The sequence below is a fragment of the Ekhidna sp. genome, assembly GCF_040220215.1.
In the GTDB taxonomy this organism is placed as follows: domain Bacteria; phylum Bacteroidota; class Bacteroidia; order Cytophagales; family Cyclobacteriaceae; genus Ekhidna.
In genome coordinates, this window is sequence record NZ_JAVJTR010000016.1 from 704623 (window position 1) to 718124 (window position 13502).

Genomic DNA, 13502 nt, shown 5'->3' on the forward strand with positions numbered 1-13502 from the left:
TCAATTCCATTTTCATATCAGGCTTCTGCTAATTCTGTTTCTCCTGAATAATTGTAATAAGCGGCACATGCCCCTTCAGAGGAGACCATAGGGGCGCCGAGCGGGTTGGATGGTTTACACTTCTTTCCGAATTGTGTGCAGTCAAATGGTTTTTTGAGTCCTTTCATGATATCGCCGGCGATGCATTCAGCATGTTCGGGAGCCTCTTCAATAGATACTTCAAATTTTACGTTGGCATCATACTGCTCAAGTTCTTTCTTTACCTGATAGCCGCTAGAAGGAATGACATCCATGCCTCTCCACATGCGATTGGTCACATCAAAAACTTCAAAGATGGCTTGCTTGGCATTGGGATTACCTTCTTCGCTCACCATTCTGGTATATTGATTCTCCAGCTTTGCAATCCCTCCTTCGAGCTGCTTAACTGTCATTAAAATACCTTGAAGTAAATCCACAGGTTCAAACCCTGTTACTACAATCGGAATATTGTACTGCTCGACCAATGGATAATATTCCTCAAGTCCCATGATGGTGCATACATGTCCGGCAGCAAGAAACCCTTGCACCACACTATCCGGATCACTCATGAGTGCAGATATGGCTGGTGGAACAAGTACGTGGGAGGCAAGAATAGAGTAATTAGTCAATTCTGCCCTTTTGCCATGCAATACCGATAGGGCATTGGCAGGAGCAGTGGTCTCAAAGCCTACGGCAAAGAAGACAACTTCTCTTTCAGGGTTTTCCTTAGCAATTTTTACTGCTTCCAACGGCGAATAGAGGATTCGAATATCAGCACCATTCGCCTTTGCTTCTAACAAATTTTTTTCTGAACCTGGTACTCTCAACATGTCCCCGAATGAGCACAGGATTACATCCTTCTCCTCAGCTAGATAAACTGCTTTATCAATCAAATTAAGTGGTGTGACACAAACAGGGCAACCAGGACCATGAACCATGGTAATCTCTTTGGGTAACAAATCCAGTATGCCATACTTTACTAAGCTGTGTGTTTGACCTCCGCAAACTTCCATGATTGTCCAGGGTTGCGTAACGGTTTTTTTGATTTCGTCTAGGTACTGCGTGACCAGCTCCGGATCTCTATATTCGCTCAGATATTTCATGATTATTTATCTTTTAGTTGGTCGATAGAAGCGGGTTCCAACTCATCAAGCTCTCCAGCTTCCTTTAGAAACTCAAACGTTTTTTTGGCTTCCTCTTCATTTACGACACTTATAGCTACTCCCACATGGACAAGGACATAGTCTCCTTCTTTGGCTTGAGGTACCATTTCCAAACTAGCTTCTTTAGTAATGCCCCCAAATTGAACTTTTGCCATCCGCAACATGCCATCCATTTGTGATTCAATGGTCTTTATTTTTCCTGGTATTGCTAAACACATGTTTCTAACTCTTTTAGGTTATGTTTTTTAGTTTTTTTTATACAATTAGCGTATGCGAGCTGCCCATACGCAATATTTTCATCGTTAGGAGAAAGTTCTTCATGGAAGTGCAACTGGAATTCTTTGCCGAGCCTATCGATTAGTAGATCGACTAGAAATCCATTTTGAAACACTCCGCCACTAAAAGCTACATTATGATAGTTTCCTTCTACCGCAATAGATCTCACAATTTCTATGAGCGTTAAATGGAAGCGAGAACCAATAATTTCGGGCCTCTTTACTTTGTCCAGAAACATCTCATCAAAAGCTTCCTCTAAGGAAACTTTAGTTCCTGAAATAGTAAATTGGTAAGGATCAAATTGGTCTACATCAAAGGAGGCCTTTCTAGCTCCTTGCTCTAGTAGCATAGCTGACTGTCCTTCATAAGTGTTTTCAACGGCTAATCCAGATATAAAGGCTACTGCATCAAATACACGTCCCATACTGCTAGTCAGAATCTGTTTTTCTTCAATTGATTTCGAATAGAAGTCCCACTCGGCAGCCTTGAAATAGTGTTCCAGTTTTTCTCTATGATTTCCTGCGAGGGCTAACGCACAAAGTCTGTTATCAATCGACATTCGATCATTGGCTAAATGAGTGAAGTAATCCAGGTGTGCAATTCTTTGAATAGTTCGTGATTCATATTCAAAAAATTCTCCGCCCCAAATGTTGCCGTCTGAACCAAATCCAGTTCCATCCCATACAACTCCTAGCACACGTTCATCCAACAAATTTCTTTCGGTCAAAATACTCATAAAATGAGCCTCATGATGCTGCACTTCAGTCAGCGACAAGTTCTCTTTTGAAGCCAACTCCTTTCCAAGTTGATGTGTAAAGTAGCCGGGATGCATGTCGACAATGATCTCTTCCAGATTCGGCTGAATCAGGTTTTTGAAATCCCAAAGAATACGTTCAAATTGAACCTGATTTTCATACTGACCAAGATTTCCAAGGTATTGAGAAATATAGGTGTTTGAATTGACAGAGAAGCCGAAAGCACCCTTCATTTCAGCTCCTAGCGCTAATCGATCTATGTCCGTATTCTCGATTGCATTAAAGACACTGGGTGCCATTCCCCTTGAGCGTCTTAGGATGATTGGCCGTTTGTGAGAAGGACTAAATTGAACGACTGAATCATCCTGCGGAAATGTAATTACTCTGTTGTGATCAACTATGAAATCAGCGAGCTGAAAGAGGCCTTCTAACTCTTCACCATGAACGATTGGAGCCCCGCTGAGGTTGGCGCTGGTAGCAACCATAGGACCCTTAAAGTTTGAGGAAATCAGCTCAAGTAAAGGAGCGTACGGAATCATGGCACCAATGCTCTCTAAACCAGGGGCAATATGCTTTGAAAGCGGAGAGAAAGCCTCTTTTTTGGTGAGTAGGACGATAGGTGAGATAGCCCCCTCCAACAGTTCTTTTTCTATTTCTCCAATTTGGAATTGACTTTCAATAGATGCTGTATTTTGAAATAGTACAGCGAAAGGTTTGGAAGGTCGTTTTTTTCTCTCCCTTAAAGTTTTAACTGCATGATCAGAATTGGCATTGCAGAGCAATAAGAAACCACCGATTCCTTTTACTGCTATAATTTTATCATCCTCAAGTGCTTCGTTTATATGGCTAAAAACTTCCTCTTGTTTGAGATTGATTTTTCCTTGTGTTGGATCAATTAACGCTAGCTGAATCCCGCAGGTTTGACATGAGTTGGTTTGAGAAAAGTACCTTCTTTCAAATGGATCAGTATATTCCTTTGAGCATGATTCACACATCTCAAATGACTCCATAGATGTGTATGGTCGGTCGTAGGGTAAACCTGTTAGTATAGAATATCTTGGACCACAATGTGTGCAGGTGATAAATGGATATCTATGTCTCCTATTAGTTGAGTCTGAAAGTTCAGATCTACAATCTTTGCAAATACTAAAATCTGGAGTGAGGCTTAATTCAAGCCTGCTATCTTGACTTTCAATGATCTGAAAGCTATCAAACGTTTCAAACTCAACCTTTTCAATAGATGAATCCGTAATGACAGCAAGTTGAGGCTTATGGTAAATACATTTTTGATAAAATTGATTTGCTAGCCCTTCTTCTGCGGAATATCTGATATGCACTCCATCGGTTGTATTGCAAACCCATCCCCTAAGTTGTAACTCAAGAGCCATTTTATAAACAAAAGGTCGAAAACCGACCCCTTGTACTCTTCCTTTGATATGTATATGATACGTATTCAAACTTTAGACAGGCATGCTCTCACTTTCTTTCTTCAACTTCACTTTTTCTTCTAACCAGGAGCACCACTCATCAATACCTTCTCCAGAAGTACTTGATATTTGCAAAGCCTCAATGTCGGGATTCACATCTCTTGCATCCTGAATAGCTGCTTCTACTGAAAAGGGGATGTAAGGAAGAAGATCAGCCTTGGAGACCAACATTAAATCGCTAGTGTAGAACATCTTTGGATACTTTTTAGGTTTGTCATCACCTTCTGTTGAAGCCAGCAGCGTTACTCTAAAATCTTCACCCAAGTCAAATGATGAAGGACATACCAGATTACCCACATTTTCAACAAACAATAATTCTACCCCTTCCAGGTCTATTTGTTCCATTGCTTGCCACACCATTTGTGCTTCCAGATGGCAGATACCTCCTGTTACGATTTGGAGTGCTTCTACGCCAGCTTGCTTGATACGATCTGCATCGCGCTCTGTTTCCAGATCACCAACCAGTACCTTCATTTTGATTTTTGAAGATAACCTCCTGGCAGTTTCCTGCATAAGAGTTGTTTTCCCGCTACCTGCGGAGGAAGTGATGTTAACAAGGAGGATTTGTTTTTCTGCAACGAATTTTCGAATAGTATCTGCTACGAAATCATTTGCCTTTAATAGGTTGAACGAACTGTTGTCACATTGCACGGTACCTCTCGCTGCTTTGTTGGATTTTTCTGCTGCCATAATCAATTTTATAAAAACACTTATTAACTACATCTAGTGAACTAGTCGCTATATGTAGCTATCGAAGATACAATTCGCAAATTGATTAGAAAAGTCTTTCTAGAGTTTAGAAAATTATTTCTAAAATCCTATTCATGGAAATGAACACGTTCAATTGTCAATTCCTCACCTTGTATGATATTTTTAGTTGGGTGTCCGTTACTGCATTTGAAAGAATAGTTTTTGACTTCACTTTCATCTCCACAGAGCTCACACTTAATGATGATGGGTACGACGTTCACTTGCAGCTCAGCTTTCTGGAATCTTTGTTCGTCTTGTGTGACCGCTTCGAATGCATTTTGCATGAGGATAGGTTCTACATTCGATAATAAACCTACCTTGAGATCAATCTGACTTAGCTTTTCAAGCTCATCTTTTTCAAATTCAGCTTCAAGGGTTCTGAAAATGTTTCGAACAAGTGAAATCTCGTGCATATTAGTCTTTCATTATGGCTAAGCCTAGTCCTGATAGTTGATCAAGATGTTCTTGTGCTTGGGCAAGCAATTCCTGATCTTTTGTCAATGCCTTTATTTCTCGCGCCTTTGCCAGCATATCCTTATATCTGGCTCTTTCCATTGTTTTATTAATGTTATGAACTCTCCAGCAAGCCTCCAAATAATTCAAAATGGTGTGAGCTCGTTCAGTTGGGAATTGTTGTGCATCTCTAATTTCTAATGCTTCAAGGTAATAGTAAACTGCTTTTTCTGAGTTGTCTCCTGTCTTGGCTGGAGGGTATTTGAGTAGGGCGTTGGCATAATTATTAGCAACCATCGCGTATTCATAAGGATAAGTTTCTTTCTGATAGAAATCGAGACATTCTTTGAATGATGTGGCTGAAAATGCCGACCACATGGTTTTCTTTTTGTCCTCTACGGGCATTTCAGCATAGATTACAGCTAGGTTATGGTGGATTTCAGCGAATACAGGAGGAAACTCTTCTCTTGTGAATGTCTTCAATGCCTCCTGATAAGTGTCAATTGCTGACTGATAGAACTGTGGGTTTGCATCCTGAGCCCAGGTATATAGAAGCGTTCCCTTTCTCAAGTAAGCCGAAGCTAGAAATTCAGGAAGATCTTCATCTTCATAGATGGAGATAGCCTTTGATATATAGCCAAGAGACTCAGTATAACTTTTTTCAACGTTGGTTACCTCAGATGCACTAGAATATAGACTGGCTGTAGCCCATTGAATCTTTTCTTCTTCGAAGTATTTGATCGAACTCCAAATCATATTTTTCAGTTCTGTCAAATCACTTTCTTTAAGTGAAAATAATTGATCTGATAGCAGTACATTGATCAAGTCGAGCTCAAGGTATCTTTTGGCTTTCTCACTTAAAGCATTTTCATAATATTTTCTTAGAAGGAGTTCCGCCTCCTGATTTTGGCCCCTGTCTAAAAGAAGCACTGAAAGATGCCTCGCTGAAAAAGCTGCGTGCTCATCCGAAGGAGCAACAACAATCGCTTGCTCAAACAATTTTTCAGCAGGAACACCATTATGTAGATGACCTACATAGTGTAACAATATCGCATGATTATGAAGAGAATAATAATCTTCTTCATTGGAGGTGGGATCAAGAACTGATTGTTTAAAATTTCTAAGTTGAAACCTGTATTTCAATGTTTCACTCAGTGATTCAGATCTGCAAAAGCCCAAGGCTTCTTCTTCATATCCAAGCTTAGATAACACAACTGCTAGTAAGTCATCCGTATCGAAAGGGATTGAGTCAAACACTATAGGGGGCTCCATTCCTTCCCATGGGAGAGGTACTTTGATAAAATCAGAATCAATAATCAAATACAGTCCATTTTCATCAATCTCCTTTAAAGATTTTATTTGAACTGACTCGGTCAAGCCTTCAATAGTACTGAGTGTACTTTGTATCTCCTCTTTTTTTTCTTCCGTATAGATTGTGATCATACCTTTTTGAAATTGGGTAATTCAATTTTTAGAAAATTCTTTCTGACATTGATATCGTAATTCAGAGTCTTGTCATTATCATCAATTTCATTATCAATTAATATCTCCCTAATTGCTATGCTTTTGGTGCCCTTCAAATCTTTGCTTTTAACAATAAACTCCAATGATCCATGGAGCTTTGGAAACCAATCGTTTTCTTTGGGCGATACCAAGATCGAATTCAGCTCCTTTTTGTAGGCAACATACGCACTAGTGCTATTACTCAAAACTTGATTTGCTAATACTGCAGGAATGATCAAGTGTGACGACCTTAAGCTGATTTCATTATTCATTTGTAGCAGTTAAGTCGTCTAGCATTAATTGGACTACTTTATCGCCAGCCTCTTTCACTTTTTCTGAAAGTTCAATTTCTAACCTTGTATTATCCACAGCAATGAGGTAGACCTGAATATCTTCTGGATATGCATCAGCCAGGATCCTCTTTGCGTAGGAGAGTGCCTGATCCCATTTCAAACTATGAAGAAATACCATAGGGTCTTCTTGAGGAGCCTTCATGACTTCCTTGGCCGGCACCTTATAGAGTGTTCCAGAAGGCTCACCGGTATTTATCACTGCATCTACAATTAATATCCTATCATGGCCCTTGAGCTGATATAACACCTCAAATGCAGAAGTTCCCATATCCAGGATTGTTACTTCATCGTTATTCCCTAAGGAATCTTTCAACTCCTGGATCACATAGCAACCAATCCCGTCATCACTTCTGACAGGATTCCCAAACCCCATAATTGCAGTTTTGCTCATAAAATCAAAAAAAAACCCGTAAATGAATTTTACGGGTTCTAGTATAATCTTTAATTGTTACAACTTAAACTTTGCAAGCTCTTTTCCAGACTTTTGGTCATGAGCATGAACTGTACAAACCAAACAAGAATCAAAGGATCTAGCCACCATTCCAACTTCTACCGGATCATGTGGATCTTCGATTTCAGTTCCCTCAAGTGCTGCCTCAATAGGACCTGATTTACCTTCAGCATCATTAGGTCCAACATTCCAAGTTGTTGGTGCAACTACCTGGTAATTTTTGATAACACCGCCTTCTATTTCCACCCAGTGTGCTAATGCACCCCTGGCAGCTTCGGTAGCACCAAATCCTTTACCATCTTTTTCTTCTGGTTTGATATAGAATTCATCATCTAGATTGATTTGACTTAACCACTCATCAATGTAATTGTACAACCTTGGTGCTTCATGCACTCTAGCTAATGTTCTAGTGAAAACACTCGGACCTATTTTGTCCATAATGTCTCCAAACAAAGGATCTTGAATTTGATGATCCAAATTGTTTGGGTTTGCATTCATAATTACACGGGAAAGTGGTCCGGCTTCAGCCGCCTGTCCCATGTATCTTGGAGCTTTAGACCAGCTATACTTTCCATTAAAGTCCGAATTTTCCAAATTTTGGGAAACAACAGGAGTAGGAAGCGGCTCATCCCAAGGATGTGCAGGATCTTGATGTTCAAACCATGAATGATCCACATGCTCAAAAATCTGTTTGTGATCAAAATCATGATAGTTTTTACCGTCAAAGAATCCGCTGGAACTAATCAATGCCTGATTTCGTCCGTCAATGGTTGGAGTATTGTATCTGTCCTTGTGTAAATAAGTACCATAGGCAATGTACTTACCAACACCTTGACCAAATTTGTCTAAGCCAAATTCCAGGGAAGCTCTGATGAATAAGCCTAAATCGCTATTGCGCTGTGATTCATTTTCCTCTACCCAAGCCATCAAGTCATCCCATGATTTGATTTGCAAGTATCTCTCAATCGAGCACCCTAGCCATGTAGTTTCCAACCAATCATTTCTAAACTGATTCATAATAGCATGAGCCCTGGTTACATCTTTTAAAGTAGGTGCACACATCACTCCTCCAGGAACCATGTAACTTGAGTGTGGCCATTGTCCACCGAAAAGTGCGTATACTTCCACTGGTCTACCACTGGCAGTCACCCCAGATTGAAATGATGTACCTGTGTATGCTGCAAATCTTTTTACAACCTCTTGATATAGAGGTTTGCTGGCAAACTTCTTATTTGCCATGTCGGTAGCAAAAATTGCGTAAAACCATCTTGGAATACTTTGAATGGTTTCCGTTGCTTGACCAATTGCTCTTAAAAGAAGCGCATTAGGAGAAAGCTTTGTGCCCCATGCGGTATCTAAAGCAGAAGAAGCACAGTAAAGATGCGATCCACCACAGATACCACATATTCGTGGTGTTACTATTAGGCCCGATTGTGGATCTTTTCCGGCCATGATTCGTTCGAAACCACGAAACATTGCAGCTTGGGTGTGTGCTCTCGTCACAACACCACCTTCCATAAAAACTTTTACGTCCAGATCGCCTTCTACACGACCTACTGGAGATATATTTAATTCTTTCGTTGACATTTTTCGATTATTTAGAAGTTTCTGTTACTGCCTTATTAGTTGGCGTTACTTTTTCGATTCCAGCTTTTAGGTAATATCCAACTTTGCTGCTTCCTGTTGGAACTTCTTTAGGAAAAACCCCCATATACTTCATGGTTTTAAGCACGCTTCCTTTTTTAAGGTCATTATGTGGGAATCCTGGCTCGGTACAACCCAAACATGGATGATTTGCTCTTGTCTTACTGGACTGGCGATTCCAAAGAATATTGTTACAACTAGCCCGTGTCATTGGTCCTCTACACCCTACTTCATAAAACAGGCATCCACCTCTTTTCCCAAAACCGCCATCGACCTTTTGTTCGAAGTTTCGAACATTAGGGCAACCAGTTTGTACGAAATCAGTAAAGAACGTTTTTGGTCTGTGATAATCATCAACCAAAACATCACCAATTCTACCTGTTGATATCGCCACAAGAATTTGAGTCACCCAATCTGGGTGAGCAGGACACCCTGGGATATTAATAACTGGAAGACCGCCTTTAGATACGTAATCAGCTCCCAGAATACCGCCTTTTGTCTTCTTAAGGAATTGCATCCCAGTTGATTCACTCGGATTCGGAGGAACTGCAGGGATTCCTCCCCAAGTAGCACAGTCACCAATTGCAACAGTAAACTGAGTAACGGCTGAAAGCTCTTTTACCCACTCCATCATTGGACGTTCAGCGAAGTAATTCATTGTCCCCGTTCCGTTGGGGCCTTGAATGATACTTCCTTCGAAGACGAAAATATCTAACTGAATTTTACCATCAAGGATATCCTTGAGAAGTTCGGTTACTTGCTCACCAATTTCTAATCCGATGGAAGGATGCCAAAGAATGTTAATTCCGAAATCAGTGACTAACTCAACAACTGTAGGCTCCTCAGCATCCAAAAAGGACATTGTGTTACCACTACATGCTCCCCCTTGGAGCCAGAGTACGTTTGCCATGTTTTATTTTGTTAGGTTGAACATTGTTTAATTGATTCGACATTTATTGAAATTTCAATAAAATCTACCCATCAAATTAAGTATAAAGTATGAATTAGAAAAAAATTTCTAGAAAAAAATTTCTAATCTTCAGTAATGTTGTTTGAGGCTACTAGTTGATTGTATTCACCGACTCCTTTCTTAGTCAGAAATGGATAAAGCTGAATCTAAACTGAATTTTTGAAATTGCCAGCTTTCTCTTTTTCACTCTTTATAGCCTGACAGGTATACCAAAATGTAATAATGGTACACATATTATCCGCTACCTGAGAGATATGCTGATCATTCATGCTTTCCTTTATTATTCCCCGGGATTTATTGTACTCCAACCTTTTCTCAAATTGAATACGCATCTTACAAATAAAATCTTTGCGCTCATCGTGTAAGTGGGGGTGATTTCTCTTTACTTCAAGTATATCAATAAAATAGAAGGGAAACTTCTTAATAAATTGATAGTACATGCCAAGTTGATAGTCTAAATCACGCAGATCAGGTGAAGCTCTGTAAGAACTGAGAATTGTGGCTAGTTCCTGACCAATTTGCTCATAGGCCTTAGAAACAATTGCTTCCTTGTTTTTGAAGTGATAGGCTAGGTTTCCAACACTTATTTTCAGATCATCTGCGATGTTTTGTAATCTAACATTAACGAATCCATGCTCGTTGAAAAGGTTTATCGCTGATGTAATTATTCTTTCTTTTGTTTGAGTCATAACGATACTAGTTTTCACAGCTCTTAAAGGTTGTGCTATCGATCTTCAATGTCCCTCGCTGATCCTTAGCTGCAAGCCTTCGCATATAATTGGCTGCAAGTTCGGCCTTCTTTATTGTAGTACATCTGGTTATTTTCTTTTTGATGAGTTTCATTGGATCTAACACATGTGCAAAAACCAAATAAACGTCCCAGTTACCATTCCTTTCAATCACATTGTCAACTACTGCGCTATCCAAAAGCCATTCATCACTGTAGAATAAATCCAAATCCGTGAACTCTCCTCTTTGATCCGAAAATGACTGTATATTCATGAAGTCCATAAGCTTTTCGTAACATCTTCTATCAACATAAACTTTCATAGCGGTATGGATTTGAACTTAATAAGTTGATTGAACTCCTGCCTTCCAATGAGTGAAAGATGAGGAAGTAAAGCCTGCCACATATACGATTTGAAGATTGTGGAATTTGAAAACTCTAGGCCAGATATTAAAGCCCTGGGTAACCATGAATTTTCTATTAACCAAAGTTGCTCAGCTTTTTGCTGGATATCTCCAACTGACTCCATTGGATCTAAGGCACCTCTTGAAACATTAAACTGGATCAACTTAACAAATTGGTCTTTTTCCCAAAAAATATGTTTGCGATACTTTTCTTTAATAGACTCACTAAATCTGAGAACTTCCAATGTGTCCTGATAAAAGAAGGCATATTCTTCTTGCATTTCAAACACATGATCCCAATGCCTATCTAAATTTTCAAAAAGTGGTACCAGGTTTAATTCATTTAAGGATTCTGCCTGTCTTTTGACCAGGTCTTCATAAATTTTATTGAGAATGTCATTCTTAGTTGCGTAGTGATATGCAAGATTTCCAATACTAACATTAGCTTCATCTGCAATATGTTGCAAACGAACACTTGCAAAACCCTTTTTATTAAAGAGAGAAGTAGCAGCGTTGATAATATTGATTTTTGTCTCTTTCACTTTTTCTAGAAACTATTTTCTAATTTATCGAAAATCAGGTAAAAAAACTACGTTCCTCCTTTCGGATAAAATACGGGTTGAATACTCAAATCCCAATTAGAAAATAATTTCTAATAATTAGAATATTTTTTCTAAATTGAAAAATCAGAATTCCTAATTATGAAAAAAATCATCCTACCTCAAGCTGAATGGTCCGTACTCATGGACAGATTGACCAAAGAGTATCCTGAATCATTTGATGAAGAAGGCAATATTCTCAACCTGATCGAGAACAAATGGCAAGAGCCTGGCAATAGAAAGCCTTTTCACTCTGCTGTAGATGGCACGTTGTTGGGTAATTATCCCATGATCACATCTGAGGCTTGTAAAAAGGCAGTGGCGGCATGTTCTCAATCAAAAAGTAAGTGGCGTAAGGAACCTTTGGCCAAGCGTAAGGATAAAGTTTTAAGTGTTCTTGATGATATGGATAAGGCTAAGGAATTTATTGCGTTCCTTTTGGTCTGGGAGATTGGTAAACCTTATGATCAAGCCTTAGACGGTGTTAACAGATGTATTTCAGGGGTTCGTTGGTATCTGGATAATATTGAAGAAATGTTGGGTGATCGTCAGCCAGTAGGTGTGGTGTCAAACATTGCTTCCTGGAATTATCCTTTGTCTGTATTAGTGCATGCGTGTCTTGTTCAATTGCTATGTGGGAATACAGTGATTGCTAAGACACCTTCTGATGGTGGCCTCTTCGCATTGACAGTTTGTTTTGCAATAGGTCACCGGCACGGACTACCCATGTCGTTGGTAAGTGGGTCTGGAGCCGTCTTAAGTGAGGCATTGGTGAAAAATGATCAGGTAGATTGCCTGTCTTATGTAGGAGGAAAAAGTAACGGAAGGATCATAGCAGCCTCTTTGTATGACCGAAATAAACGATACATGCTAGAGATGGAAGGGGTGAACACGTATGGCGTGTGGAACTTTAGTTACTTTGAAGGTTTAGGAAAGCAATTGAAATCAGGCTTCAAATATGGGAAGCAACGATGTACTGCTTATGTGCGGTACGTGATCGAACGATCTTTATTTCCTCAGTTTTTGGAAATGTACTTACCCATTTTGAAATCTCTCAAAGTAGGTCACCCATTATTGGTAGATCAAGGTGAGAGTAAAGCCCCGGACCTTGATTTTGGACCATTGATCAACTCAAGAAAAGTGAGTGATTTGAATGTAATGTTAACTGATGCCATGGGGAAAGGTGCGGTTGCGCTATATCAAGGTAAAATAAACCCATACGACTTTTTGCCCAATCAAGACCTTTCTGCTTATTATGCCCCAACAGCGCTATTGAATATTCCCAAGAATTCGACACTTTATCACAACGAGCCATTCGGGCCACTTGATAGTATCGTTTTGGTAGACTCTAAGGAAGAGCTGGTAAGCGAAATGAATGTTTCCAATGGAGCTCTTGTATCTAGTATTGCTTGTGATGATGAACAAGAAGCAAAGGAAATTGGAGCTCAGCTTAGAGGCTTCAAAGTAGGGATTAATAAGATGAAATCTAGAGGAGATAATGAGGAGACCTTTGGAGGAATCGGCGAATCTTGGAAAGGGTGCTTCGTCGGTGGAAAATATCTTGTCCTGGCTGTTACTACTGGAGATAAAAACGAAAAATTGGTTGGTAATTTTCCGGATTATTCTTTGATGCCTGAATAAATTTTAATTCTACACAAAAATCTTTTTTCTGACCTTGTGTGATTTTAAGCCATTCTGTTTGGGGATTATCAGTCTATGCTAGTAAACAAGTAATCTGGTTGGATGCAAGGAAAAGAATGAATCTGATGTAAGCAAAATAGAAAGCGCTCAGTGGGTGGGTATGATGATCTTGTCGCAAATGAAATTTAACCACGCGTCAGTCCTTTTCGTTTACTCCCGCAACACAAAATTTTGAAGCAACTTGGCATTCTAAGGTTTCAGAATGTTACATATTGTAACATTTGGTAGGTACCCAAAATGGTACCCCA

Annotated in this window: 14 protein-coding genes; 1 reads left to right on the forward strand and 13 read right to left on the reverse strand. The window is 39.5% G+C overall.

The window, feature by feature from the left end; translation table 11 throughout:
* Positions 1-17: 17 nt before the first annotated feature.
* From hypD to RIC88_RS11960, 13 genes are all read right to left on the reverse strand, one after another.
* A complete protein-coding gene (gene hypD, locus RIC88_RS11900; protein ID WP_350217754.1) occupies positions 18-1121 on the reverse strand; it encodes a hydrogenase formation protein HypD in 1104 nt (367 codons plus the stop codon).
* A gap of 2 nt (positions 1122-1123) precedes the next feature.
* Entirely contained in the window at positions 1124-1399 is a 276-nt protein-coding gene (locus tag RIC88_RS11905; protein ID WP_350217755.1) for a HypC/HybG/HupF family hydrogenase formation chaperone, read from the reverse strand.
* Positions 1390-3669 carry a carbamoyltransferase HypF gene (hypF, locus tag RIC88_RS11910; protein WP_350217756.1) on the reverse strand — a complete coding sequence of 760 codons (2280 nt, stop codon included), beginning with the start codon at positions 3667-3669 and terminating at the stop codon, positions 1390-1392. Before hypF ends, RIC88_RS11905 begins: the two co-directional genes overlap by 10 nt.
* A gap of 3 nt (positions 3670-3672) precedes the next feature.
* Positions 3673-4389 (reverse strand): hydrogenase nickel incorporation protein HypB, encoded by a 717-nt coding sequence (hypB, locus tag RIC88_RS11915; RefSeq protein ID WP_350217757.1) that lies wholly within the window; start codon positions 4387-4389, stop codon positions 3673-3675.
* Positions 4390-4517: 128 nt separating this feature from the next.
* A complete protein-coding gene (locus tag RIC88_RS11920; RefSeq protein WP_350217758.1) occupies positions 4518-4862 on the reverse strand; it encodes a hydrogenase maturation nickel metallochaperone HypA/HybF in 345 nt (114 codons plus the stop codon).
* A 1-nt stretch (position 4863) separates the two neighbouring features.
* Complete coding sequence (locus RIC88_RS11925) at positions 4864-6345, reverse strand: hypothetical protein (protein ID WP_350217759.1); 1482 nt, start codon at positions 6343-6345, stop codon at positions 4864-4866.
* Positions 6342-6677 (reverse strand): hypothetical protein, encoded by a 336-nt coding sequence (locus RIC88_RS11930; protein ID WP_350217760.1) that lies wholly within the window; start codon positions 6675-6677, stop codon positions 6342-6344. Before RIC88_RS11930 ends, RIC88_RS11925 begins: the two co-directional genes overlap by 4 nt.
* Positions 6670-7149, reverse strand: a complete 480-nt coding sequence (locus RIC88_RS11935) for a hydrogenase maturation protease (protein ID WP_350217761.1) — start codon at positions 7147-7149, stop codon at positions 6670-6672. The genes RIC88_RS11930 and RIC88_RS11935 overlap by 8 nt, the downstream gene beginning before the upstream one ends.
* 57 nt (positions 7150-7206) lie before the next feature.
* Positions 7207-8796 (reverse strand): nickel-dependent hydrogenase large subunit, encoded by a 1590-nt coding sequence (locus RIC88_RS11940; RefSeq protein ID WP_350217762.1) that lies wholly within the window; start codon positions 8794-8796, stop codon positions 7207-7209.
* 7 nt (positions 8797-8803) lie between these two features.
* On the reverse strand, positions 8804-9763 hold the full coding sequence (locus RIC88_RS11945) for an NADH-quinone oxidoreductase subunit B family protein (RefSeq protein WP_350217763.1): 960 nt from the start codon (positions 9761-9763) through the stop codon (positions 8804-8806).
* Between the two features lie 206 nt (positions 9764-9969).
* Positions 9970-10512: a TetR/AcrR family transcriptional regulator gene (locus RIC88_RS11950; RefSeq protein WP_350217764.1), complete on the reverse strand. Its 543-nt coding sequence runs from the start codon at positions 10510-10512 to the stop codon at positions 9970-9972.
* Positions 10513-10519: 7 nt separating this feature from the next.
* Positions 10520-10873, reverse strand: a complete 354-nt coding sequence (locus RIC88_RS11955; RefSeq protein WP_350217765.1) for a hypothetical protein — start codon at positions 10871-10873, stop codon at positions 10520-10522.
* Positions 10870-11496, reverse strand: coding sequence for a TetR/AcrR family transcriptional regulator (locus RIC88_RS11960; RefSeq protein WP_350217766.1), 627 nt, complete (start codon positions 11494-11496; stop codon positions 10870-10872). Before RIC88_RS11960 ends, RIC88_RS11955 begins: the two co-directional genes overlap by 4 nt.
* 159 nt (positions 11497-11655) lie before the next feature.
* Between RIC88_RS11960 and RIC88_RS11965 the strand changes: the two genes are divergently transcribed.
* Positions 11656-13194, forward strand: a complete 1539-nt coding sequence (locus RIC88_RS11965) for an aldehyde dehydrogenase family protein (RefSeq protein WP_350217767.1) — start codon at positions 11656-11658, stop codon at positions 13192-13194.
* Positions 13195-13502: the final 308 nt, after the last annotated feature.

Coding starts and splice junctions, on each gene's coding strand:
- hypD (WP_350217754.1), bottom strand. CDS start 1,121: ATGAAATATCTGAGCGAATATAGAGATCCGGAGCTGGTCACGCAGTAC.
- RIC88_RS11905 (WP_350217755.1), bottom strand. CDS start 1,399: ATGTGTTTAGCAATACCAGGAAAAATAAAGACCATTGAATCACAAATG.
- hypB (WP_350217757.1), bottom strand. CDS start 4,389: ATGGCAGCAGAAAAATCCAACAAAGCAGCGAGAGGTACCGTGCAATGT.
- RIC88_RS11920 (WP_350217758.1), bottom strand. CDS start 4,862: ATGCACGAGATTTCACTTGTTCGAAACATTTTCAGAACCCTTGAAGCT.
- RIC88_RS11925 (WP_350217759.1), bottom strand. CDS start 6,345: ATGATCACAATCTATACGGAAGAAAAAAAAGAGGAGATACAAAGTACA.
- RIC88_RS11930 (WP_350217760.1), bottom strand. CDS start 6,677: ATGAATAATGAAATCAGCTTAAGGTCGTCACACTTGATCATTCCTGCA.
- RIC88_RS11935 (WP_350217761.1), bottom strand. CDS start 7,149: ATGAGCAAAACTGCAATTATGGGGTTTGGGAATCCTGTCAGAAGTGAT.
- RIC88_RS11940 (WP_350217762.1), bottom strand. CDS start 8,796: ATGTCAACGAAAGAATTAAATATATCTCCAGTAGGTCGTGTAGAAGGC.
- RIC88_RS11945 (WP_350217763.1), bottom strand. CDS start 9,763: ATGGCAAACGTACTCTGGCTCCAAGGGGGAGCATGTAGTGGTAACACA.
- RIC88_RS11950 (WP_350217764.1), bottom strand. CDS start 10,512: ATGACTCAAACAAAAGAAAGAATAATTACATCAGCGATAAACCTTTTC.
- RIC88_RS11955 (WP_350217765.1), bottom strand. CDS start 10,873: ATGAAAGTTTATGTTGATAGAAGATGTTACGAAAAGCTTATGGACTTC.
- RIC88_RS11965 (WP_350217767.1), top strand. CDS start 11,656: ATGAAAAAAATCATCCTACCTCAAGCTGAATGGTCCGTACTCATGGAC.